Annotated in this window: 19 protein-coding genes; 7 read left to right on the top strand and 12 right to left on the bottom strand. The window is 71.8% G+C overall.

What is annotated here, in order from left to right; all coding sequences use genetic code 11:
• Positions 1–135: 135 nt before the first annotated feature.
• The 3 genes from K318_RS0111795 to K318_RS21450 form a co-directional block, all read right to left on the bottom strand.
• Positions 136–2,841: an NlpC/P60 family protein gene (locus K318_RS0111795; RefSeq protein ID WP_084500122.1), complete on the bottom strand. Its 2,706-nt coding sequence runs from the start codon at positions 2,839–2,841 to the stop codon at positions 136–138.
• Positions 2,842–3,193: 352 nt separating this feature from the next.
• Positions 3,194–4,780, bottom strand: a complete 1,587-nt coding sequence (locus tag K318_RS21455) for an LCP family protein (RefSeq protein WP_084500120.1) — start codon at positions 4,778–4,780, stop codon at positions 3,194–3,196.
• Between the two features lie 189 nt (positions 4,781–4,969).
• Positions 4,970–7,294: a transglycosylase domain-containing protein gene (locus K318_RS21450; RefSeq protein WP_084500153.1), complete on the bottom strand. Its 2,325-nt coding sequence runs from the start codon at positions 7,292–7,294 to the stop codon at positions 4,970–4,972.
• 368 nt (positions 7,295–7,662) lie between these two features.
• Between K318_RS21450 and K318_RS25610 the strand changes: the two genes are divergently transcribed.
• Positions 7,663–8,076, top strand: a complete 414-nt coding sequence (locus tag K318_RS25610) for an Rv0909 family putative TA system antitoxin (RefSeq protein WP_051297928.1) — start codon at positions 7,663–7,665, stop codon at positions 8,074–8,076.
• 82 nt (positions 8,077–8,158) lie between these two features.
• Here K318_RS25610 and K318_RS0111775 read toward each other — a convergent pair whose 3' ends face one another.
• On the bottom strand, positions 8,159–9,304 hold the full coding sequence (locus K318_RS0111775; RefSeq protein ID WP_029089628.1) for an acyl-CoA dehydrogenase family protein: 1,146 nt from the start codon (positions 9,302–9,304) through the stop codon (positions 8,159–8,161).
• A 181-nt stretch (positions 9,305–9,485) separates the two neighbouring features.
• Positions 9,486–11,177 carry a 5-(carboxyamino)imidazole ribonucleotide synthase gene (locus K318_RS21440; RefSeq protein WP_035281742.1) on the bottom strand — a complete coding sequence of 564 codons (1,692 nt, stop codon included), beginning with the start codon at positions 11,175–11,177 and terminating at the stop codon, positions 9,486–9,488.
• A 59-nt stretch (positions 11,178–11,236) separates the two neighbouring features.
• Between K318_RS21440 and K318_RS0111765 the strand changes: the two genes are divergently transcribed.
• Positions 11,237–11,743: a GtrA family protein gene (locus tag K318_RS0111765; RefSeq protein WP_029089627.1), complete on the top strand. Its 507-nt coding sequence runs from the start codon at positions 11,237–11,239 to the stop codon at positions 11,741–11,743.
• A 3-nt stretch (positions 11,744–11,746) separates the two neighbouring features.
• Here the strand turns inward: K318_RS0111765 and K318_RS0111760 are convergent, their stop codons facing one another.
• Both K318_RS0111760 and K318_RS0111755 read right to left on the bottom strand, forming a co-directional pair.
• On the bottom strand, positions 11,747–12,943 hold the full coding sequence (locus K318_RS0111760) for an alkaline phosphatase family protein (RefSeq protein ID WP_051297927.1): 1,197 nt from the start codon (positions 12,941–12,943) through the stop codon (positions 11,747–11,749).
• 2 nt (positions 12,944–12,945) lie between these two features.
• Positions 12,946–13,533, bottom strand: a complete 588-nt coding sequence (locus K318_RS0111755) for a DUF5998 family protein (protein ID WP_029089625.1) — start codon at positions 13,531–13,533, stop codon at positions 12,946–12,948.
• Positions 13,534–13,595: 62 nt separating this feature from the next.
• Between K318_RS0111755 and K318_RS0111750 the strand changes: the two genes are divergently transcribed.
• Positions 13,596–16,280 carry a bifunctional acetate--CoA ligase family protein/GNAT family N-acetyltransferase gene (locus K318_RS0111750; RefSeq protein ID WP_029089624.1) on the top strand — a complete coding sequence of 895 codons (2,685 nt, stop codon included), beginning with the start codon at positions 13,596–13,598 and terminating at the stop codon, positions 16,278–16,280.
• A gap of 140 nt (positions 16,281–16,420) precedes the next feature.
• Entirely contained in the window at positions 16,421–17,371 is a 951-nt protein-coding gene (locus K318_RS21435; RefSeq protein WP_084500118.1) for a siderophore-interacting protein, read from the top strand.
• 55 nt (positions 17,372–17,426) lie between these two features.
• Here K318_RS21435 and K318_RS0111740 read toward each other — a convergent pair whose 3' ends face one another.
• The 4 genes from K318_RS0111740 to K318_RS25035 form a co-directional block, all read right to left on the bottom strand.
• Positions 17,427–18,158 (bottom strand): response regulator transcription factor, encoded by a 732-nt coding sequence (locus K318_RS0111740; RefSeq protein ID WP_029089623.1) that lies wholly within the window; start codon positions 18,156–18,158, stop codon positions 17,427–17,429.
• On the bottom strand, positions 18,155–19,537 hold the full coding sequence (locus tag K318_RS21430) for a sensor histidine kinase (protein ID WP_051297926.1): 1,383 nt from the start codon (positions 19,535–19,537) through the stop codon (positions 18,155–18,157). Before K318_RS21430 ends, K318_RS0111740 begins: the two co-directional genes overlap by 4 nt.
• A gap of 74 nt (positions 19,538–19,611) precedes the next feature.
• Positions 19,612–20,325: a GNAT family N-acetyltransferase gene (locus K318_RS0111730; protein ID WP_029089622.1), complete on the bottom strand. Its 714-nt coding sequence runs from the start codon at positions 20,323–20,325 to the stop codon at positions 19,612–19,614.
• Positions 20,306–20,488, bottom strand: coding sequence for a hypothetical protein (locus K318_RS25035; protein ID WP_169721465.1), 183 nt, complete (start codon positions 20,486–20,488; stop codon positions 20,306–20,308). Before K318_RS25035 ends, K318_RS0111730 begins: the two co-directional genes overlap by 20 nt.
• Positions 20,489–20,643: 155 nt before the next feature.
• Here K318_RS25035 and K318_RS0111720 point away from each other — a divergent pair, with 155 nt between their 5' ends.
• Together K318_RS0111720 and K318_RS0111715 are read left to right on the top strand one after the other, a co-directional pair.
• Complete coding sequence (locus tag K318_RS0111720) at positions 20,644–21,162, top strand: hypothetical protein (protein WP_245579879.1); 519 nt, start codon at positions 20,644–20,646, stop codon at positions 21,160–21,162.
• On the top strand, positions 21,159–21,611 hold the full coding sequence (locus tag K318_RS0111715; protein WP_029089619.1) for a hypothetical protein: 453 nt from the start codon (positions 21,159–21,161) through the stop codon (positions 21,609–21,611). Before K318_RS0111720 ends, K318_RS0111715 begins: the two co-directional genes overlap by 4 nt.
• A 36-nt stretch (positions 21,612–21,647) precedes the next feature.
• On the opposite strand, the gene K318_RS0111710 is transcribed toward K318_RS0111715, so the two are convergent.
• Complete coding sequence (locus K318_RS0111710; RefSeq protein ID WP_084500116.1) at positions 21,648–22,394, bottom strand: response regulator; 747 nt, start codon at positions 22,392–22,394, stop codon at positions 21,648–21,650.
• A gap of 126 nt (positions 22,395–22,520) precedes the next feature.
• Here K318_RS0111710 and K318_RS0111705 point away from each other — a divergent pair, with 126 nt between their 5' ends.
• Positions 22,521–23,750 (top strand): hypothetical protein, encoded by a 1,230-nt coding sequence (locus K318_RS0111705; RefSeq protein WP_029089617.1) that lies wholly within the window; start codon positions 22,521–22,523, stop codon positions 23,748–23,750.
• The last annotated feature ends 1 nt before the right edge of the window (position 23,751 follow it).

Here is a 23,751-nt window from a genome sequence, read left to right as displayed (position 1 = left end):
GGGCGGGGCGTCACCGACTGTTCACGCAGAGTACGCGCGCAGGCCCCCACCGCATGTGCGGTGGGGGCCTGCGCGCGGGCAGCGCCCTCGCGGACGGTCCCGGCGGCTCGTTCCCCGCGAGCCGCCGGAACTCGGTCAGATGACGCGGATGAACACTGCGCCCCGCTTCACCATCCAGTCATAGCTGCGCTTGGAGGTGTTGGTGCGGGAACTGCCCGCATCGTACATCTGGCCCTTGGTCTCGGAGACGATGCCGATGTGGCCCGGCACCCAGATGAGATCACCCGGCTTGGCGTCCTTCTGCGAGATCACCTTCCCGGCATTGCGCTGCGCGCTCGTGGTGCGCGGGAGCTTGATGCCATTCTTGCCGTACACGTACTGGACGTAGCCGGAGCAGTCCCAGCCGGACGTGGGGCTCGTGCCGCCCCAGCGGTAGCGGACGCCCATGTGCTTCTTCGCCTCGGCGATGACCGCATCGCGCTTGGCGGCCTCGGACTTCTCCTTGTCCTTCTTGCCGTCGTCCTCGGGCTTCTCGGAGGGCTTGGGCTCCTCCGTGGGCTCGGGTGAGGCGCTCGGGGACGCCGTGGGCTCAGGCGACTCCGTGGGCTCGGGCGAGGCGCTGGGCTCCTCCGAGGGTGCGGGCTCCTCTGTCGGAGCGGGCTCGGCGGTGGGCGCCGGCACGGGGGTGGGGCCCGATGAGTCTTCCCCGGACCCACCGGACTCACCTCCCTGCCCGGCGTTGTCGTCGAACAGCCCTGCCTGGATCTCACCGCGGGGCGAGAACTCCGTGGTGCCGTACCCCTCGGCCCACACCAGGCGAGCGCCCTGGAAGGTCTGCTCCGCGCGTCCGTCCTTGACCGTGGGCGCACCCGTCGGGTAGCCCAGGTGACCGCGCTCGTAGCCCTTGTCGGCCCAGTAGCCCTGCAGCACGCCCCAGGTGGGCTGCGCGCCGGTCTCCGAGGTCCAGTGGATCGAGCCCTTCGCGAAGGACTGGTAGTAGCCGCCGTTCGGCAGGCCGCCCTTCTCCCCCGCCTTGGGGAAGCCGATCTGCTTCAGCAGCTTCTCATCCACGGCCTTGTCGATGGCGCCCAGCGTGACCTGCGCGCCCGTCTCCTTGGTCCAGTAGATGTGGCCCTTCTCGTACTCCTGGGCGCGCCCGCCGGCGATGGAGAACTCCTTGCCCTTGGGCTTGCCGAGCTGCTTGACGTGGCCCTCGTACTTCTTCTCGATGGGAGTCTTGGACTCCTCCTTCTTCTTCTCGTCCTCCGGAGTCGCACCGCCGTCCTGCATCTTCGAGATGGCCTTGCGCATATCGCCCATCTCGCTGTAGAAGGCCTGGCCGGGGCAGGCCGTCTGGCCGACGTCCCGGTGGCCCACGACGGTCTTGATGCGCTTGCCGTTCACCGTGGTGGTCGAGTCCGCGGAGACCCCGTCGAGGGACAGCTTCCAGGCGATCGCGTGGTTGACCGCGTCGATGGTCTTCTGCGGCGGCGCCTTCGACTCGTAGGAGCCCATGACGGAGATGCCGAAGGTGCCGGTGTTGTAGCGCGCGGCGTGGGCGCCGACGACGGCCTTGTCGAGACCCCCGGCGCGGCCCTCCCAGAGGCGGCCGTACTTGTCGGCGAGGACGTTGTAGCCCACGTCCGACCAACCCTGGCCCTTGGTGTGGAAGGAGTAGATGCCGCGCAGGATCGAGGGCACGTCCTCGGCGGAGTAGCCGTTGGCACCGGCGGTGTGGTGCACCACGGCCGCCTTGACCGACGGCGCGATCGACGGGCTGCCGTTCTTCAGCGACTCGTTCGCGCCCCATTCCTTGCGGGAGGCGATCTTGGGCTTGGACACCTTCTTCACCGAGGTGTTGCCCACCGCGGCGGTGCCCGGGGTGTAGGAGACGTTGGTCGCCTCGGTGCCGTCGGCGGCGGCCGGCAGCGAGGCATCCTGCTGCTGCGCGTCCTCGCCGCCGCCCGCTGGGGGCAGAGCGGGCGTGTTCTTGCGGACGGCCTCGGCGTCGTAGGAGGAGCGTTTGGGATCGACGAGCACGAGCTGCGTCGAGGACGGGGTGCCGCCCTCGCCGAGCGCCCGGATCTGCACCGACTCCGCTCCGATCACGACGAACGGCTCGGAGCCGGCCAGTCCCTCGCCGGAGGACTCGAGGTCGACGTCCTCCCATGCGCCCCAGCTGTCGCCGGCCTTCTGGCGGACCTCGAAGGTCACATCGGACTCGCCCTCGAAGGAGACGCCCACGACGCTCGGGTTCTTCGACGGCACGTCGAGCACCTTGCTGATGGCGGCGATCGTCACACCGTCCTCGGTCTGGTCCTTGACGGAGCCCACACCGGCCGGGCCCTCGGCGGGCTCGTCCTCGGGAGCCTCGGATGCCTCCTCACCGCCGAGGCCGGGGCCTTCGGCGGCAGGCGTCTCCGCGGGCTCCTCCTCGGGAGCCGGCGCCTGGGTCTCGGCGGGAGCCTCGGCCGGGGCTTCTGCCGCAGGCGACTCCACACTCGCGCCGGAGGACTCGGTGAGACCCATGGGCGAGGCGGTGAAGGCCGATCCGGGGGCGGCGAAGGCACCGGGTGCCGCGGCCAGGGTCTGCGCGGCCTCGGGCGCGCGGAGGAGACCGGGGAGGTTGGAGGTGCTGCGGTTGGTCACATTCGCAGTGCTGGTGGAGGAGGCTCGGGCGCCGGGGGCGTCCAGGCCGTCCTCATCGAGCTCGGTCAGCGGGCTCTCGCTGACATCGGGAGTCACCGGAGAGGCAACCGCGACGGTCGATCCGCTCAGACCGATGGTCGTCACCAGCACCGCCGCGGCGCATGCCGCCGCGGAGGGCAAGAGGATTCTCATCGTTTCAGCCTTTTCGAGGAAGACAGGGAAGTTCTGGCTGCTGCGGGGCGAAGGCATCACTGGATGCGATGCATCGCCCCAACATCTCAGAATTGTTACATACTTTCGGCGTGTCTGAGTTGAACTTTCTCCCGGAAGGAGAATTACACCGGTGTAGTTCCCAGTCGTGGCGCGGCAGAGGGGCACAGAAGAATTTTGCCCATTACACCCCCGGCCCCGGGGTGTGCGGCAGGACACGCCGCTATTCGATTATCGTCATAACTAAATGCGCGCGGATTCGATGGGAGAGTCGTGCGATCGGCGCTGTGGACCCCTCGTGGCCCCCTGCCTCGCTCATGCACAGCCCTCGGTCTCAGGGGACCGAGCAGATCGCGGCCTCCTCCTCCGCACCGGCGGAGTCCCCTCCCCCGGCAGAGTCGGCGGTTCCCCCGGCGGCGGTCACGGCCGGCGAGGAGGCCAGGACGGCGCCGGGGGCCAGGACGGCGCTCCGGGCGGGGGTGGACGCGCCTCCCGCACCGCCGGCGGGCCCCGGCCCGGCCGCGGGCTCGGGGAGCGGCGCCTGTGCCTCAGGCCCGGCCTCCGCCTTCTCCTTCGACTCCGCGACGGTGGCGCCCACGAGCTCCCGCACCTCGGCGAAGTCCGGGTGGCTCGGCTCCACCTCCGGCGGGGTGAGGTCCACTGAGGTGGTGCCGGCGTCCCGGGTCTTGAGGGCGAGGTCGACGAAATCGTCCACCTGCACCTGCGGGATGTCCGTCGAGACGACCTCGGGCGCGGCCTTCGCGATGTCCTGGAAGCGCAGGAGCACGGTCTGGGGGTTGAGCTGGGCGAGCATGGCGTCCTGGACGCAGCGCTGGCGCACCATGCGCTCGTAGTCGGAGGAGAACTCGCGGGAGCGCGCGAACCACAGGGCGTGGTATCCGTCGAGCTTCTGCTCTCCCGGTTCGATCCAGCCCTTCACCGGCCCGTGCTTGCCCGTCGCCGGGTCCACCCTGCTGGAGATGGGCACGCGCTTCTCCGAGACCACGGTGATGCCGCCCATGGCGTCGATGAGGTCCTCGAAGCCCTGCAGGTCGATCATGGCGTAGTACTGGGCCTCAAGGCCGGTCACCCCCGTGACGGCGTCCTTCATCGCCTGCACCCCCGCGGTCTCCGCGTCCGGGAAGGCGTCCGCGTGCTGCTCGCCGAGCTGGTAGACGGCATTGAGCAGGCATTCGTCACCGCAGTCGTAGCCCTGCGGGTACTCCGCGGCCAGCGGCGATCCCTCGGCGAAGGGCACGTTCTGCATGTTGCGGGGCAGACCCACCATGACGGCCGCGCCCGTGCGCGCATCGATGCTCGCGAGGGTGATGCTGTCGGGCCGGATGCCGGTGCGCCCCTTTCCCGCGTCCGAGCCGAGCAGCAGGATGTTGTAGCGGCCGTCCACCGGCTTCGCGGCTCCCCCGGAGGCGAACAGCTCCGACATGAGGCCGCGCTGGCTGTTGACCATCACGCCGCCGTAGACGGTGCCGCCGGTGACGACGAGCACGGCGGCGAGCACCGCGCCCAGGAACCGGCTGCGCGCCCGCGGGCTCAGCGTGTGCACGCGCACCCGCCGCACGGTGTCGAGGAGGCAGACCACCCAGTTGAGCGCGGCTGCGGCGCCGACTGCGAGGACGAGGCCGAGCAGGTAGGGATTGGTCGCGAGCGAGAAGGCGAACTGCCGGCGCACGAGCACGAGGCCGAGCACCAGCAGCAGAAGCGCCCACGAGCCGAGCGTGATGCCCAGGGAGAGCCGCGAGCGCCGTGCGCGGAAGAGCGACTGGACGCTGCCGGGGAACACGATGCTGGACACGAGGAGGACCCAGCCGCGCACATCGCGATGCCGGGCGTCCAGCCGGGTTGGATCCCGGAGGGGATCGGCGATCCGCAGCCGGCGTTCGGTTCGGTTCTCCTGGCTCACGTCTCTCTCTCGACTCACGAGGCGCACTCCGCGTCGCGCTCTGGGCGGGTGGAGCGGCGCCGGGCCGGCCGCCGCTCCACCACAATGCACCACCGAACCGGAAGGCGCGTGGAGGCTCGCGGGGAGCGAGCTGGATGCCGGGGACTCCCGCGGATGGGTGCCGGGGGCGCTTCCGGGTCGACTGTCCGCTCAGGTGCCGCCGAAGCCGGTGTCGCCGTCCGCACCCCCGGAATCCGGGGAGTCGTCTCGGCCCTCGGAATCCGGGGAGCCGTCCTCCTCGGCGCCTGCATCTTCGCGGTCCGGGTTCTCGCCGCCTGCGTCCTCGCCGTCCGGGTTCTCGCCCTCGTCAGAGCCGTCGGCGGCATCCGGCGCCCCGCCTGCCGCACCGGCCACCCCGCCCGTGCTGGGAGCGGAGAAGCCGCCGTTGTCGCCTGCGAGCGGTGCGGCCTCCCGCATGATGCTCTGCCAGGTCCGCCCGGAGATGGTGGCGCCGTAGATGCGGCCGGAGACCGCTCCCGCTCCCTCCGTGCGCCAGTCCCGGTTGCGGTCGGGATCGCCGGTCCACACGAAGGTCGACAGCGAGCGGGTGAAGCCGATGAGCGAGGTGGAGCCCACATCGAAGTTGGTGGTGCCGGTCTTGGCCGCAGCGGGCACGCCGATCCCGAGGCCGCTGGTGGTTCCGCCGTCGAAGGTCCGGCTCATCGCGTAGGAGACGCCCCGGGCGACGTCCTCGTCGATCGCCTGCTCGCAGCCGGCCGAGGGCACCTCGAGCTCCTCGCCGCCCGAGGTCGTGATGGAGTCGATGGCGGTGGGCCGGCAGAACTCGCCGTCGGCGGCGAAGGCGGCGAAGGCGGCGGCCATGTCGAGGGGCGCCACCTGCACCGTGCCGAGGATCGACGCCGGTGAGAGCGCGGGCACGAAGCCCTCCTCATCGGCGGTGTCGAGAGGGTCTCCGCTCCCGTAGCCGATGCCCAGGGACTCCGCGGTGTCGAGGATCCCGCACATGTTCAGCTGGCTGCCCATCGCCGCATAGGCGGTGTTGGTCGAGGAGCGGGTGGCCTCGAGCGCGGACATCGACGGGCTCGCATCGCTGTCCCCTGCATTGCGCGGGTTCCAGTCGCCCGCCATCGAAGCGCAGCCGTCATAGCGCCAGGAGCCCGCCGGGAAGTTGCGGCGCGTGGCGTCCACCGTCTCGTTCAGGCCGTGCCCCTCCCGCAGCCATTCGGCGAGCACGAACGGCTTCCAGGTCGAGCCCACCTGGAAGCCGTTCGCGCCGTTGTGAGCGCGGTCGACGTTGTAGTTGAGCTGGGTCTCCGAGGCGTCCTCGGCCTCGGCGACGGTGTAGTCCCGGTTCTGCGCCATCGCGATGACGCGGCCGGTGCCCGGCTCCACCGTGACGGCGGTGTGGCCGGCCGCCGAGGCGTCATCGGCCGGGATGCGGTCGTTCACCTCGCGATGGGCGATCTCCTGGATGTCCGGGTCGAGCGTGGTGTGGATCGTGAGGCCGCCGCGCTGCAGCAGCCGCTTCCGCTCCTCCTCGTCCCCGCCGAAGGCCTCGTCCGTCTCGATGATGCGCTGCACGTAGTCGCAGAAATAGGCCATGCCCTCGGCGGTCACGCAGCCGTTGGGAGTGGTGTGGATGTCGAGCTCGAGCTCCGATTCCCGGGCCTGGCGGTGCTCGGCCTCGTCGATGAAGCCGTTGCGGAGCATGAGGTCGAGGACGGTGTTCCGGCGCTCGAGCGTGCGCTCGGGGTGCCGCTCCGGGTTGTTCGCGTAGGGGTTCTGCACGATGCCGGCCAGCGTGGCCGACTGCTGGACGTCGAGCTCGGCCGCGGAGACGCCCCAGTAGCGGTGGGCCGCGGCCTCGACGCCGTAGACATTGGGCGAGCCCGAGTAGTTGTTGATGTTGAGGTAGCGGTGGAGGATCTCGTCCTTGCCCAGCTGGTTCTCGAGTGCGACCGCGAGCTTCACCTCGCGCAGCTTGCGCGCATAGCCCTCCGTCCCGTCCGACTGGATGGCCTCGGCATAGCCCTCCTCATCGCCCTCGGCATAGGCGTTCTGCGCCAGGACGTTCTTCACGTACTGCTGGGTGAGGGTGGAGCCGCCCTGCGTGGAGGAGGACACGGCATTGCTCACGGCCGCGCGGGCGATCCCCTGGATGTCCACGCCGGTGTGCTCGTAGAAGCGCTCGTCCTCGACCGCGACGGTCGCGTCCTTCATCGCCTGTGAGATCTCGTCGAAGGCGACCTCCTCGCGGTTCTGCCAGTAGAACGTCGCGATCTCCGAGCCGTCTGCGGCGAGCATCCGGGACTGCTCCGCGAGCGGCCGCTCGTCGAGTTCGGCGGGCAGGGCGCTGAACACCTCAGCCCCGGTCTCGGCACCCGCGGCGGCACCGCCCACGGCGGGGATCGCGAGCCCGGCGCCCACGAGCCCCGCGATGCAGCTGACCGCGACGAAGTGGACGAGCGCCCGGAAGGAGGCGCCCTGCTGAATGCTGGACCCGGATGTCACCATGGCGGTGACGGTACCGAAGACCCTGCCCGGCCGCATTCAGGCCATGTGGAGGGAACTTTCAAGGGACATTGCTCTCCGAGTGTCGCAGGGGAAGCGATGCGCCTCTGGCGCGGGACAGCCCTCGCGTCCGACCGGAGGCGTCGAAGCGCTGTCGCGGGCCGGCCAATATAACCGTGGGGAGTAACACTTCGGCGGCGGTTGAGTGGGCAGTCGCCGTGAGTCTCCCGGGGAGTCTGAACGGGCTCTGAAACTTGTGAAACCATCCCGAGACATTCCCCCGATCCGGTTGCGCCGCTCGGCCCCTATGCCGAAGCGTGTCTGCCAAGCCGCAGCACGCGGTGGAGTTCCAGCGACGTAAGGAGACGCTCATGGGCATTGAAGACCTCGGCAACCGGGCAGCGGACGCGTTCAACTCCGAAGAGGGGCAGAACCTCGCGAACCAGGGCCTCGACCAGGCGGCACAGGCCGCTGACAGCGCAACGGGAGGCCGGTACTCCGAGCAGATCCAGCAGGGCCGCGAGGCCGCCGGCGAGTACGTCGGCGGCGGCGGAGGCCAGGGTCAGGGCGGCGGCGAAGGCCAGGGTCAGGGCGGCGGCGGAGGCCAGGGTCAGGGCGGCGGCGGAGGCCAGGGCCAGGGCGGCGGCGGAGGCCAGGGCCAGGGCGGCGGCTTCGGCGGCGGCGAGAACAGCCAGGGCGGCTACGGCGGTCGCGATGACGACCGTCAGGGCGGCGGCTTCGGCGAGGAGAGCAGCCGAGGCGGCGGCTTCGGCGGGGAGCGCTGAGCGTCCGCTGAGCTGAACCGACAGGGGCCGGGCCTGCACGTGCAGGCCCGGCCCCCTCTGTCAGCTCACTGCATCTGTCGGCTCACCGCAGCAGCTGGCGTCCCATCACGAGGCGCTGGACCTGGTTGGTCCCTTCGTAGATCTGGGTGATCTTCGCATCGCGCATCATGCGCTCGACCGGGTGGTCCTGGACGTAGCCGGCACCGCCGAGCAGCTGCACGGCATCCGTCGTGACCTCCATCGCGACGTCCGAGGCGTAGGCCTTCGCGGCGGCGCCGAAGTAGCCGAGGTCTGCGTCCCCGCGCTCGCTCTTGGCCGCTGCGGTGTAGGTGAGCTGCCGTGCGGCCTCGAGCTTCATGCCCATGTCCGCGACCATGAACTGGATCGCCTGGAAGTCCGCGATGTGCTTGCCGAACTGCTTCCGCTCCTTGATGTAGCCGATCGCGTAGTCCAGCGCACCCTGGGCGATGCCCACCGCCTGCGCGGCGATCGTCACGCGCGTGTGGTCGAGCGTGCGGAGCGCGATCTTGAGACCTTCACCCTCCTCACCCACGATCCGGTCCGCCGGCAGGAAGACGTCCTCGAAGAACAGCTCGCGCGTGGGGCTGCCCTTGATGCCGAGCTTGCGCTCCTTCTCCCCGAAGGTGAACCCCTCATCGTCCTTCTCCACGACGAAGGCCGTGATGTTGGACCCGCGCTTGCCGTCCGGATCCGTGACCGCCATGACGGTGTAGAAGTCCGAGACCCCGGCGTTCGTGATCCAGGTCTTCACCCCGTTGAGCCGCCAGCCGTCGCCCTCGCGCACCGCCCGGGTCTTCATGGAGGCGGTGTCGGAGCCGGCCTCGCGCTCGGACAGGCCGTAGGAGAAGCCGCGGCCCTCCGCGAGCTGCGTGAGGTACTTCTCCTTGACCTCCTCACCGCCGCCGAGCTCCACCGGCAGGGAGCCGAGCTTGTTCACGGCCGGGATGAGCGAGGACGAGGCGCACCCGCGGGCCACCTCCTCAATGACGATCGCGGTCGCGAGCGCATCCGCACCCACACCCCCGTACTCCTCCGGCACATGCGGGGCGTAGAAGTCCGTGGCCAGCAGCGCGTCGTGGGCCTCCTGCGGATACCGGGCCTCGGCATCGACCTCCGCGGCGTACGGCGCGACCTTGGCCTCGACCACCTCGCGCACGGCTGCGCGCAGCTCCTCGTGCTCCTCGGTGGGACGGTAGAGATCGTTCATGGGTTCTCCGTTCTCGGTGAAGGACTTCCGCACGGTCGTGCTCACGCGGGCTCCGGTGGGACAGTGTGCGGTGGGCTCCGGTGCCGCCTGCTGGGGTTCCGCCTCAGGTTACTCGCCGGAAGTGTGGGCTCGCACACGCCGGGCGCCCGCATGGGTGCGGGCCCCGGCGCGGACGGAAGACTCAGCTCCCCTGAGCGATCCGCTCCTGCAGGGCACGGCCCTTCGCCGCGGCGGTGTCGCGGAGCCCCGCACGGTGCGCATCGAGCGCCGCTGTCAGCCCTTCGTCCCCTCCTGCCGCGAGGATCCGGACGGCGAGCAGGCCGGCGTTCGCCGCCCCGCCCACGGACACCGTCGCCACCGGCACCCCTGCGGGCATCTGCACGATGGAGAGGAGGGAGTCCATGCCGTCGAGGTATTTGAGCGGCACCGGCACCCCGATCACGGGGACCGAGGTGACCGAGGCGAGCATCCCCGGCAGGTGAGCTGCTCCCCCGGCGCCGGCGATGATGACCTCGAGCCCGCGCTCGGCGGCCGTCGCACCCCAGTCGATCATCTCGTGCGGCATCCGGTGGGCGGAGACGACCTCGGCGGTGAAGGGGATGCCGAAGTCCCGCAGCTGCGCGGCCGCGGCCTCCATCGTGGGCCAGTCCGAGTCCGAGCCCATGACGATGCCCACGCGCGCACGGGCGGATGCGGCCTCGGCGGCGGTCTGCTCCCCGCCGAGGTCCGGGTGCGGGTTCGTGTCCGTCCCGGCGATGAAGTCCGCGGCGTGGCGGGCGCGGGCGAGGAGGCGCTCGGGATCGCCGGAGCCCGCGAGGTTGACGTGGCCGAGCTTGCGGCCCGGCCGCACGCCCTTGCCGTACATGTGGACCTTCACCTGCGGATCGTGCGCGAGGACGTGGAGGTAGGCGTGGTAGAGATCCTCACGGTCCGCGCCGAGGACGTTGACCATCGCGGTGGCGGGGAACTGCGCTGCGGGATCGCCCAGCGGGAGGTCGAGGACGGCGCGCAGGTGCTGCTCGAACTGGCTCGTGTACGAGCCGTCCTGCGTCCAGTGGCCGGTGTTGTGGGGGCGCATCGCGAGCTCGTTGACGAGGTAGCCGTCCGCGGTCTCGAACATCTCCATCGCCATGACGCCGGTGACGCCCAGGCGGGTGGCGAGCTCGATGACATCGCGCTGGATGCGCGCGGAGACCTCATCGCTCAGGCCCGGGGCGGGTGCGACGGCCTCCTTGCAGATGCCGTTGTCCTGGTAGGTCGCGACGACCGGCCACACCGCGGTCTGGCCCATGGGCGAACGGGCGACCATGACGGCGAGCTCGCGGGAGAAGTCCACCTTCTCCTCGGCCAGCAGGGGGCCGGGTGCGGAGTCGAACCAGTCGGCGGCCTCGGCGGGATCGTGGATGACCCGCACGCCGTGGCCGTCGTACCCGCCGCGGGGGGTCTTGAGGATGAGGGGCAGGCCGATGCGCTCGGCGGCCTCGGTCAGCTCCTCGACGCTGCTCACCTCCGCCCAGGCGGGGTTGGGCAGGCCGAGCTCGTCCATCTTCCGGCGCATGACGATCTTGTCCTGCGCGTGGATGAGCGCATCCGGCCCGGGATGGACGCTGTGGCCGGCCGCGGCGAGCGCGCGGAGGTGCTCCGGCGGCACGTGCTCATGGTCGAAGGTGAGGACGTCCACCGTCTCCGCGAACGCCCTGAGCGTCTCGAAGTCGCGGTAGTCGCCCACCGTCACCTGGGAGGAGACCTGCGCGGCCGAGGAGCCGGGGGCCTCGGAGAGGACATGGAAGGAGACGCCGAGCGCCTCTGCTGCGGGCGCCATCATGCGGGCCAGCTGTCCGCCGCCCACCACGCCGATCTTGGGAAAAGTCACGGGTCTCAGTCTACGCACCGGTGCACGGGCTCCTCAGCCTGCGTCGTTATCGTGGACGCATGGGAGCACTCGCGGAGGTCCGCAGACTGGGGAAGTTCTCCGTGGTCGGCGGAATCGCGTTCGTCGTGGACATCGCCCTGTTCAACCTGCTCCGGCCCGAGGCGGTGGGCATCGGCCCCCTGTGGGCGAAGGTCGCCTCGGTCGCCTCGGCCACCCTCGTCGCCTGGCTGGGCTCGCGCTACTGGACCTTCCGCGACGGCAGGAACCGCTCGGCCGGGTTCGAGGCGGTGGGCTTCTTCGCCGTGGGTGCGGCGGGCATGCTCATCGCGGTGGGCTGCCTCTGGTTCTCCAACCACGTGCTCGGACTCACCTCCGCGCTGGCCGACAACGTTTCCGGCAACATCGTGGGCGTGGCCCTGGGCAATGTGTTCCGCTACGGGATGTACCGCTTCGTGCTGTACCGGCCGAGGCGCGAGGGCGCACGCGGTGCCTCCCGCCGCCCGCCGAGGCGCGAGGTGGTCGAGCTCGACGCCCCTGAGGTGCGCCCCTCGGGCGGACGGCCGTGAGTCTCACACCGTCAGCAGGGGGATCTCCAGTTCGTCGTCGCTCACACCGCCGTGGTGGCCCAGCAGCGACAGCGCCGAGGCGGAGTCGCTGAGGGAGTCCACGATCCCGAAGCCCTCACCGGCGATGGCGATGACATCGCCCAGGCGCGGCAGGTTCTCCGGCCGCACCGTGTGGGCCGGACCGAACAGCCCCGCACGCACGGCCTCCTCGCGAGTGAGCACCGTCGCGCGGTCGCCCGCGAGTTCGCGCAGTCCGGCGGTGGCCTCGGCGGCGGCACCGGCCCGTGCGTACAGATGCGCGGCGCGCGGCTCGCCGCCGACCGCCCGCAGCAGCCCCCGCAGTCCGGGGTGCTCGGCCAGGTCGAGCCGGCCCTCATGGGGCACATCGACCATGCCGTGATCGGCGGTGATGAGCAGGGAGGCGTCCTCCGGCAGCGCGTTCGCCAGCATCCGCATCTTCTCGTCCGCGTGCTCGAGCTGCTCCAGCCATTCCCAGGAGTCCACGCCCTTGCCGTGGCCCGTCTTGTCCAGCGCGCCCCAGTACAGGTAGATCACCCGGGAGCCCGGCCTCCGCGCCTCCGCGACGGCGTGCCGCACCCGTTCCTCGAGCGAATGCGAGCCGCGGAACCTGGCTCCCCGCATCGAACCGTTGTTCAGCCCGCGCCCGGCGAATTTGGGCTCACCCAGATTGACGGCCTCGACCCCGCCGGCCATGAGCCGGTCGAACAGGGTCGCATCCGGCACCCAGGCGCGGCCGTCCACGTGCTCGGAGCCGGTGAGCTGGTTGAACACCTCGTCGCGCTCGGGGTCGAGCAGCCGGTAGCCCATGACGCCGTGGGCGCCCGGCAGCAGACCGGTGCCCAACGAGGACAGCGAGTTCGCCGTCGTGGAGGGGAACCCCGCGCTCAGCAGCTGCTCACCGGCGAGCAGCGAGCGGAGGAAGGGCGCGTGCGCGGCCCGCCTGCGCAGCAGCCGCGAGCCCAGACCGTCGACGAGGACGACCACCGCCGTCCGGGCGGCAGCGGCCGGAGCGATGCGGGCCGCGCGGGCTGCGGCCTCGGCGTCGAGGATGTGCTCCGCGCCCACGGCCAGGGCCGCGGCCGGGATCACATCGGAGAGCAGGGGGCTCGCATAGTCCGGGCCGCGGATCAGACCCGCCGCACCCGCATCGGGTCCGTCCTCGGCACCGGCGTCCGCCATGCTCAGCCCAGGCCCCGGCGGGCGCGGAAGACGGCCCGGCGCAGGTCGATCGCGAACGACTCCGCGCGCTCGACCACCTCGGGCCCCTCTGCCTGGGCGGAGATGCGCAGATTGAGGTCCTCGGACAGGAGGCTGCCGCCGTAGCCGTGGTCGGCATCGCACTGCGGGTCCGCACACGTCTCCGGGAACGCGTCGATGCGGGAGTTCTGCCCCCACCCCAGGGTGAGCGAGACCTCCACGGGTGCCTGGCCCGGCTGGAACCCCGCGGGCTTCTCGTACGTGCGGCCGATGAGCACGGTGCGCACGTCCGTGAGCTCGACGGCCTCGGAGGAGGTCATGCCGCGCGGGGGCTCGCCCGGGGCGGCCGGCTGCGGATCGTCATCCACGTGCGCGATGAGCAGGCGCGTGGGCGTGAGGGCGAAGGCCGTGACGTGCCGGTGGATCGAATCGAGGTCCACATGCGTGTCGATGTGGACGAGGTGGTTGGCGATCTCCTCGCCGAACAGGCTCTCGACGAGCATGGTCCCGGCGAGCTGCGGGTAGTAGCCGGCGGCCTGCAGGTCCGTCACGAGTGCATGGGGAATCGACATGCGACCAGCATAGACTTCCGGCCGGACACGGGAGACCTCCCGGCCCCGCATAGACTGGCGGCATGACGAGCTATCCCGCCCAGTGGGAGGCCGATGTCGTCCTCCGCGACGGAGGCACCGCGCATCTGCGCCCCATCGTGCCCGAGGACGCCGACGCCCTCCAGCGCTTCCACAAGGCCCAGTCCCCCGAGTCCATCTACCTGCGCTTCTTCGCTCCCATGCCCGAGCTCCCGCCCAGGGAGCTCGCCCGGTTCGTCACGGTCGACCACACCGACCGCGTGGCCTTCGTGCTCCTCGTGGGCGAGGACATCATCGGGGTGGGGCGCTACGACAGGCTGGACGCGATCTCCGCCGAGGTCGCCTTCAACATCGCCGATGCGCACCAGGGCCGCGGGATCGGCTCGATCCTGCTCGAGCACCTCGCCGCCGCCGCACTGGAGAACGGCATCACCGTCTTCACCGCCGAGGTTCTGCCCCAGAACCGCTCCATGCTCCAGGTGTTCGCCGCGGCCGGCTACGAGGTCTCGCGCGAGTTCGACGACGGTGTCGTCGCCGTCCGCTTCGAGATCGACCCCACGGACAAGTCCATGCAGGTGGTGGCCGCCCGCGAGCACCGCGCGGAGTCGCTGAGCGTCCGCCAGATCCTCCATCCGCGCTCGGTCGTCGTCATCGGCGCCTCGCGCACGCGCCATTCGACGGGCAACCTGCTGGTGCGCAACCTCTCCTCGGCCGGCTTCACGGGCCGGCTCACGATCGTCCATCCCGAGGCCGATTCCATCGCGGGCCTGCCCACCGTCCGCAGCCTCGAGGACCTCACGGAGCCCGCGGACCTCGCGGTCATCGCCGTCCCCGCCGAGGCCGTCTCCGGTGTGGTCCGCGACTGCGCCTCCCACGGGGTCAAGGCCGTGGTGGTCGTGTCCTCCGGCTTCGCCGAGACGGGCGCGGAGGGCACCGCGCTGCAGCGCGAGGTCGTCGCGACCGCGCGCATGCACGGGATGCGGCTCGTGGGGCCCAACAGCTTCGGCATCGCGAACACCGCCGGGGACATCGCGCTCAACGCCTCGCTCTCCCCCTTCTTCCCGGAGTCCGGCACACTGGGCCTGTTCAGCCAGTCCGGAGCGCTGGGCACCGCGCTCCTGGCGCGGGCCACGCAGCTGGGCCTCGGCATCTCCACCTTCGTCTCCGCCGGCAACCGCGCAGACCTCTCCGGCAACGACGTGCTGCAGTACTGGGAGGAGGACCCGGCGACCTCGGCGGTGGGCCTCTATCTCGAGTCGATCGGCAATCCGCGCAAGTTCTCCCGCATCGCCCGCCGGGTCTCCCGGGTCAAGCCCGTCGTGGTGGTCAAGAGCGATCTCACCGGGCAGGAGCTCCCGCCCGGGCACCAGGTGCGGCTGTCCGGGCTCGAGGAGCGGGCCTCGGGCGCCCTCGACGAGGTCCTCGCCCAGGCCGGGGTCATCCGCGCCGCCTCGACCCGCCAGCTCTTCGACGTCGCCCAGGTCCTCACCTCCCAGCCCCTGCCGGCCGGGCGCCGGGTGGGCATCGTGGGCAACTCCGCAGCGGTCGGGACGCTGCTCGCGCAGGGCGCGCGCGCCGACGGCCTCGAGGTGCCCCACGCCCCCGTCTCCCTCCACCCTGAGGTCCAGGCGGACGAGTTCGCCCGCGCGCTCGCGGAGATGTTCGCCCGCGAGGACGTGGACTCCGTCATCGTGAGCTTCACCCCCTCCGCGGGCGCCTCGGAGGCGGAGATCGCCGGAGCGCTGTCCGAGCTCGCCGCGACCTCGGACAAGACGACCGTCGCCTGCTTCTCCGGCGTGCAGGGCGTGCGCGAGGAGCTCACGGCCTTCGTCGCGGACGCCGACGGCCGGCGCATCTCGCGCTCCGTGCCCAGCTACTTCGGCCCCGAGGAGGCGGTCTGGGCACTCGCCCGGACGGTGGACTACGCGATGTGGCGGGCCGAGGACCACGGCCGCTACCCCGAGCTCGAGGGAATCGACCGGCGCTGCGCGCGCGGGATCGTGGACGAGGCGCTGGCCTCGGTGCCGGTGGGCGAGTCCGTGCTCCTGGGCGCCCCGGAGACTCGAGCGCTCATGTCCGCCTACGGCATCGCGCCCCTGCCCCTCATCACCACCCATTCCGTCGCAGAGGCCCGCGAGGCGGCGGAGCAGCTGGGCTACCCGGTCGCGATCAAGGCCGTCAACAAGCGGCTGCGGCACCGGATGGAACTCGGCGGTGTGCGGCTCAACATCGAGACCCCGGAGGAGCTCGCAGACGACTACGCGCAGGTGTGCGAGCTCGTCGCGGAGTACGCGGACGACGACGGGCCCACCGGCATCGACGTGCAGCAGATGGCCCCGCCCGGCATCCCCTGCGTGGTGCGCGCCGGCGAGGACCCGCTGCTCGGCCCCGTCGTATCCTTCTCCCTCGCCGGGGACACGAGCGAGCTGGTCGGGGACATCGCCCACCGGGTCGCCCCGCTCACGGACGTGGACGCCTCCGAGATGATCCGCTCGGTGAAGTCCTCCCCCCGCCTGTTCGGCTACAAGGGCCTGCCGGTCGCGAACGTCGAGCCCATCGAGGATCTGCTGCTGCGGGTGGCCGAGCTCGTCGACGACATTCCCGCAGTGGCCGATGTCGAGATCCACCCCGTCGTCGCCACGCCTGCGGGGGCCCATGTCCTCAGCACCCGGGTCATCCTCCGCGAATCTCACGACCGGATCGACTCGGGCCGGCGCCGGCTGGCGTGAGCCGGCGCGTCTCAGGTCAGGCACCGCTCACTGCGCTTAGGCTTGCCTGACCCGGAGAATAACGGTACGTTGGTGTGACGGAAAGGCGTGAAGAGTGCGGCTCACGAGGAGCTGCGCGAGGCCCGCTGGAGGAGGACACCATGAGCATTCTGCTTCCGTACGAGGGCCTGGAGGCTCCGGCCGCGCGCGGAGGGATCGCCGAGCTGTCCCCCGCAGCGCCCCGCCCGGCCTTCCGCACCCCGCACGAGGCGATGCGCGAATCCGCCCGGACCGCCACCTACCGCTTCTCCCCCCGTCCCCGCGTCCTCACCGTGGTGAGCGCCGTCCAGCTGTCCGCGAGCCTCAGGCGCGTGCGCTTCCGCGCCGATGACGATTTCGCGGACTTCCCCTTCATCAGCCCCGACGACCACCTCAAGCTCATCTTCGACACGGACACCGCGGGTGAGCCCGTGCTGCCCCCGTTCGCGGACGGGCAGTGCTCGCCGCGCGGCTTCGTCCACCGCGATTTCACGGTGCGCTGGTACGACACGACGGCCCGCACCATCGACATCGACTTCGTGCTCGGCACCCACGGGGTCGCCGCGCACTGGGCCGCGGATGCCGCCCCCGGCGACCGCCTGGGCTCACTCGGCCCCCGCGGCACCTACCTCGTCAAGGACGGCGTGCACGACTGGTACGTCCTCGCCGCCGACGACTCCGCGCTCCCCGCCCTCGCCCGCTGGGCCGAGTCCCTGCCGGAGGGCACACCCGCGACCGCCTTCGTCGAGGTCCAGGACGCGGCCTCGCACATCGACCTCCCCAGCCGGGCCGATCTCACCGTCCACTGGCTCCACCGCGGCGAGGCCGCACCGGGCACCACGACGCTGCTCGCCGATGCCGTCATGCAGCACGAGCTGCCCGACCGGAACGGCTACGTCTGGGCCGCGGGTGAGGCGCTGAGCGTGAAATCGCTGCGCTGCCACCTCCAGTTCCGGGCGGGACTGCCGCGGGACAGCTGGAGCGTCGAGGGCTACTGGCGCCGCGGCCGCGCCGACTACGAGCGCCCCGAACCCCTCCCCTGCTCCCGCTGCCAGGCCGAGGCCGCGCGCTGAGAGCCTGTTGTGAACCGCGTCCCGGAGACTTCTCCGGGGCGCGGTTCGAGCGCGCTCAGCCGCCCAGTCCTGCGCGCTGAGCGAGGAGGGCGAGCTCCGTCCGGTCGCGGGCGCCGAGCTTCGTGAGCATGCGGCTCACATAGGTGCGCGCTGTGGCGGGGCTGAGGAACAGGTGCGCGCCGATCTCCGCATTCGTCTCCCCGTGTGCGAGGCGCGCGAGCACCTCCATCTCGCGCTCCGTGAGCGCCGAGAGGTCGACGGGTACAGCTTCGGCCGTCGGGCCGATCCGGCCCGCGGCCGCCGCCTCGGTCTCCTCCCGGTCCTGGCCGCCTGTCGCAGTCGTGCGGGATGGGAGAGGACCAGCCTCCGCCATGTGCTCCATGAGAGTGCGTGCGACCTGCGGTGAGAGAAGGTTCCCGCCAGCGGCGACGGTGCGGACGGCCTCCCGCAGCGCCTCGGCGCGCGTGTCCTTGAGCAGATAGCCGGCCGCCCCCGCGCGCACCGCCGCGAGCACGTCCTCATCGTCGTCGAACGTCGTGAGCACGAGGACGCGGGTGCCGGACAGCGCGGTCTCGGCCCGAATGCGGCGTGTGGCCGCGGTCCCGTCCATGACCGGCATGCGGAGGTCCATGAGGACGACAGCGGGCACATGCGTCAGGGCCGCGGTCACGGCCGCCGCGCCATCAGGGGCCTCGGCCACGACCTCGATGTCCTCGGCACCGCTCAGCAGGGCGCGCAGGCCCGCGCGGACGAGATCCTGGTCATCGGCCAGCAGCACGGTGATCATGGGCGCTCCGCCTCGCCCGCGGCCTGCCCGTGCACACCTGGCCCTGCCGCGGCCGCCTCACCGCTCGGGCCGAGGGGAAGGCGCGCCTCGACGGCGAATCCGCGGCCCTGTGCGTCCGCGCGGTCGAAGCCGAGCGCGGCGGGGCTCCGGGGTCCGGCCTCGAAGGAGCCGCCCAGCGCCTCGGCGCGCTCGCGCATGCCCTGCAGGCCCAGGCCGCCGGGAGCGGGGCCCGCCTCCGGCCGAGGCGGACCGGGGTCCGCGATCAGCACGCACAGGTGCCCGGCGTCATCGTGTCCTCCGTGGCCTTCGCGGAAGCGACGCCGGGAGGTGCCGAGGCCACTGCCGCCCGCGGTCTCGAGCGCGACCGTGACCCGCGCTTCGGCGGCGAGCGAGTGCCTCACGACATTGGTGAGGGCCTCCTGGACGATCCGCACCGCTGCCGCCTCGACCTGTGCGGGCAGGGTGATCTCGCCGGTGCGCAGCGCACGGTCCAGCGCCGCGTCGACCTCCAGCGGCAGGGCGACGATCATGGGCGCGAGCGCGGAGAGGGAGAGCGGCGCCGGGGTGGAGCCGACGGAGGGCGAGCGGCCGCGCGGCCTCAGCGCGCGGACGGTCTCGTGCAGTTCGCCGGACATCGCATCGGCGGTCTCCCGGATGACGGCGAGCGCAGAGGCGAGAACAGCGGTGTCGGCCTCCCTCTCGTTCGTCTCGACGGCCTCGGCCGCGACCTCGGTGTGCAGGGAGAGCACGGCCAGACGGTGACCGAGGGAGTCGTGGAGCTCCCGGGCGAGTTCGGTCCGCTCCATGGCGAGCGCGGCTTGGGCCCCACTCCGCTCCCGCTCTCGCACGACGCTGAGCAGCTGCGCCGAGCGCTCGGCCAGTTCCCGCCGCAGCCGCAGGCTCGCGCCGAGGGCGATGGCCGCGGCCATGAGGCCGAGGTGGCCCACCAGCTCGTAGCCGATGATCCGGGTGAGGTCCTGCCCCTGGAGCAGCCGCACCCCGTAGCTCACGGCCAGGAGAACCGCCGAGGCGAGCAGCGGCCACCGGAGGCGGCAGAACTCCGCGGCGGTGAGCAGGGCACCGGCGGCGGGCACGCTGAGGCCCACGGCGGGATAGCCCGCGAAGTAGTAGCCGAAGAGCGCGGCCACCGTGATCCAGAGGACGAGCTGCGGGTACCTGCGGCGGACGAGCATGAGGCAGCCGAGCCCGAGCGCCCACAGATAGGCCAGCGCGTCCGGGGCGCGCTCACCGGCCTGGTCCGCGGTGATGAGCCAGGAGACGGAGCCCCACACCAGCACGGCGAGCATCACATCGAAGGCGAGCGCGCGGGAGAGCAGCGCGGAAGCCGGTGCCGGCGGTGCGCTCGCATTCGACGTCATGGTCCCAGTCTAGGAAGCGCGCCGCCCGCGCACAGTCGCCTGCAGGCGAATCCTCAGCGGCGCGCGCTGTCTCCTCAGGTCGACCCGGGGCGCTTCCACCGATGCCATGTCGCCCTCGATTCCCTCACGAAACCCAGGCTCAGGTAGAGGGCACCGGCGGCCTCGGTCTCATAGGAGATCTTGATCCGCTCCGCTCCGCGTGCGGCGAGCCTCGCGATGCCCTCGGCCAGCAGGACGCGGGCCACGCCGCGTCTGCGGAATCCCTCCATCACGCGGACCGGTTCGACGAGGCCGACCTTCGTCACCGGGTCGTGCCAGAACACTGCGTAGCCCGCGAGGCGCCCGTCCTCGCTCTCCACGGACAGATCGAGCTCGGGTGCGTAGAGGGAGCACTGCCGCATGCGGCTCTCGACGGCCGCACCGTTGAGGTGCCGGAGGGGATGCGGCGCATCGGCGCGCTGCGTGCGGTCGGTGAGCACGAGGCCTGCGGGCAGCGGCTGCGCCTCCGGCCGCTCGGCCGCGGGCATCCAGGCCGTGGCATCGCCGTCGCCGGGCACGAGGCCGGAGGCGCGCACGAGGGCCCCGAGCTCGGTGTCGTCGTCGCGGACGAGCACCCCATAGCCCTGTGCGGCATGGGCGGCCGCGGTCTCCTGGGCACATGCCCAGACCTCGGCGAGCGCAGGGCCGGGGAGGTCCGGGCTCCACAGCGGAGCGCACTCCCAGGTCTCCTTTCGGGCCTCGAGCACGAAGCCGGCGACGGGTCCCGCGTCATCGCACCAGAACCGCACCCCCCACGGCGTTCGCCGGACTCGGCCGGCGCCAGGCCCACTGGATGTCGGCAGCCTCCCACACGCCTCCCACCGCTGAGACCAGGCGCATGCGCTGCAGCAGCGCCGTGGCATGCTCCACTGCGGCCAGGCCGCTCACCTCCGCTGTCCTCAGCTCCGCCATCTCCGTCTCCCTTCCGTGCGAGTCCCGTCCCCGGCCGGGCACCGCATCGTTCCTCCCGATCGCGGGAGCTGTCGCCCAGAGGCGATTGCATTGCAGCGCGGACTGTCGCCCCTGGACGGATGTGCCGCATGCCCCGGCGTCCCTAGCGTGGAGCCATGATCGATTCTCCTCATGGCAGCCCCTCCCGTCCCATCACCGACCGCACCGACCGCACAGCGGCACCCGGCCCCGGAAGCCGCGGGCTCGTCCTCCTCGTCCTCGGCCTGGCGCTGCTGGGCGTGCCCCGCGTGGTCCTCCACGACCTGCACATCATCGAGGAGGGCACTGCGCTCAACGCGCTCTTCGTGTTCGTCCCTGTCGTCGTCTGGGTGGCGGCAGTGCTGCTCCTGCGCGTCCGGAGGCCGTTCCTCGTCCTCCTCGTGGTGGGCCTCGTCTACGGCGTGCTCCTCGCTGCGGTCCACCAGATCTTCTGGGCCACGACCTTCCCCGGAGGTCCGCCCCAGCTGGGCGGGAACCTCGCCGGCCTCGCTCCCGAGGTGCATAGCCTCATCGTCCGCGGCTTCTCGGTGTTCTCCAGTCTCGTGACCGGCACGCTCGTGGGCGCGGTGTGCGGGCTCGTCGCCGCCGGACTCGACGCCCTGCGCACCCGTATGCGCCCGGGAACCGCATCATGACCGCGGTCCCTCCCGGCCCCGCCTCCGGTCCGAACCCGGCGGGCAGCACGCCCCGCTTCCCCGCAGCCAGCCTCATCTGGGCGCTCGCCCTCGGCACTTTCGCGCTCGTCCGCCCCCTGCTGAAGATCACGGGGGTCGTCGGAGAGTCCGGGCCCGTGTCGTCCGCCGTCGGCTCGCTGGGTGCCACGGCCGTCATCACCCTCGTGTGGGTGCTGGTCGTCGGCCTCAGCCGGATTCCGCGTCCCCTGCTCACCCTCATCGCGGCGGGACTCACCTACGGTGTGCTCTCGATCCTGCTTTCGGGAGTGCTCTCCCCCATCCTCCTCGGGCAGCTCGAGGGCCCGCTCGCCCATCCCATCGCGATCCCGATGGTCCTGCTCACCAATCTGGTCTGGGGTGCGATCGCCGGCGGTCTCGCGCTCGGCCTGCGCCGGCTCCGGCGTGTGTGAGGAGCGGCCGAGCCGGCTCGGTGAGCGGCTGCTCCCTCAGCCGCCGACGCTCACGAGTCCGGATTCGTAGGCCGTGACCACCATCTGCGTGCGGTCGCGCAGACCGAGCTTGCCCAGCGTCCGCGAGACATGCGTCTTCACGGTCTGCTCCGAGACCACGAGTTCCTCCGCGATCTCCGCATTGGACCTCCCCGCCGCCACGAGCCGCATGACATCGAGCTCGCGCTCGGTGAGGTCGGCGAGCACGGCGCCGCTGCGCGGGGCGGGGCGACTCGCATAGTCGGCGATGAGGGTGCGCGTGACGGACGGCGACAGCAGGGCATCGCCGGCCGCGACCACCCGCACCGCGGAGACCAGCTCGTCCGCCGTCGCGTCCTTGAGCAGGAAGCCCGAGGCGCCCGCCCTCAGCGCGGCGAACACGTACTCGTCCGCATCGAAGGTCGTGAGGATGACGACGCGAGGGTGCCCCTCCCCCGGCATGGCGTGGATCGCGCGGGTGGCGTCGAGCCCGTTCATCCGGGGCATCCGGATGTCCATGAGCACGACGTCCGGCTGCGTCCGCCGGACGAGGTCCACGACCTCGCTCCCATCCTCCGCGCTGCCCACCACCGTGAGGTCCGGCTGCGCCTCCAGCAGAGCCCCGAAGCCCTGCCGCACCATCGCCTGATCGTCGACGATCGCCACACGGACGGGACGGGATGCGGAGGCGGAGTCCGCCGGTGAGACCGACTGACCCGGGACCGGCTGGGACGGACCGGACTGCGGCGCGGCTGTGTGCTCCATGCCTCCGAGCGTATCCCGCGAGGCACATCCGCGGGTCCGCAGCGCCGCACGTCATCCTCAGGGATGACATGCGTTTCACTCCGCGGAGTGATGCGCGGGCGCGCACCCCCTCCCTAGCTTCGAGTCATGGTCATCACCCCCGTCTTCCTCCTCGGCATCGCACTCGCCGCGCTCGGTGCGATCCTCCTCGCCGTCGGGACGCACATGCAGCACAGCGCGGTCACGCGCGAGCGCATCGGGCCCGGCACCTCCGGCGCTGTGAGCTCGGCGGGCGCCTCGCCCGCAGCCGCCCGCTCCCGCAGCGGAGTCCGGCTGGCCGTGCTCATGCGCCCGCTCTGGCTGCTCGGGACCGGTCTCATCGTCGCGGAGACGGTCCTCAACGTCCTCGCCCTGGGCCTGGCCCCCGTCGCGCTCATCCAGCCGCTCGGCGCGCTGTCGCTGGTGACCGCCGTGCTCATCAGCGCCGGGGTCGCGGGGCGGAGCTCCGGCTCCCCGCTGCCGCTCACCCGCGGCCTGTGCGCGGCCATCGCCGTCACCCTGGGCGCCGTGGCGGTGTTCGTGGGCATCTCCGCCCGCTATGCCCTCACCCCCGAGGTGACCCCGGCGCGCGCGGGCACCCTCACCGCGCTCCTGCTGCTGGGATCGCTCGCGGCTCTCCTGCTGGCCCGCAGTCCGGCAGGTCATCTGCCGCGCGTCGCCGGTGCCGGCATGCTCTTCGGCGGGGTCGCGACAGGCGCGCACCTCCTCGCCGTCCAGGTGTTCTCCTCCCTCGCCGTGCCCGAGGCGCACGGGGCCTCCGAGTCCGCCGGGATCGGTGCGACCCTCGACCGTCTCGGGCTCGGCGATCCGGACCCCTTCCTCTCCGCGGCCGCTCAGCTCTCCCCCGCCATGTGGGCGCTGCTGGTGAGCCTGGTGCCCGCCTCGGCGGCGGGCATGTGGCTGGTGCAGACCTCCTACGCCTCCGGGCCGCCGGAGACCGTCCTCGCCGGGCTCACCGTCATCGACCCGCTCACGGCGGTGGGCCTCGGCGGCCTCCTCCTGGGCGAGTACGCGCCCATGCCCCCGGCCGCCGTGCTGCTCCTCGTGCTGAGCGCGCTCGCGGCCGTGGGCGGCATCGGACTCCTCTCCCGGCACCACCCGCGAGCGGGAGCGCCCACGGCGGCAGCTCCCGAGACGGCACCCGCCGCCACAATCCCCGCGGCCCCTTCTGCTTCCCCAACCCTTCAGGCCTCCCCGGCCCCACGGCCTCTCTCCTCACTCCGGCCTGCAGCCCCTGCCGCGAACATCCACGCTGCTGCCCCCGCCTCTCTCCCCCAGGCACCTCATGGTGTCCTCGCACAGAACAGGAGACACTGAC

Source organism: Brevibacterium album DSM 18261 (genome assembly GCF_000426445.1).
GTDB lineage: Bacteria > Actinomycetota > Actinomycetes > Actinomycetales > Brevibacteriaceae > Brevibacterium > Brevibacterium album.
Note: the sequence above shows the minus strand (reverse complement) of the source record. Positions and strands in the feature narration are given on the sequence as shown.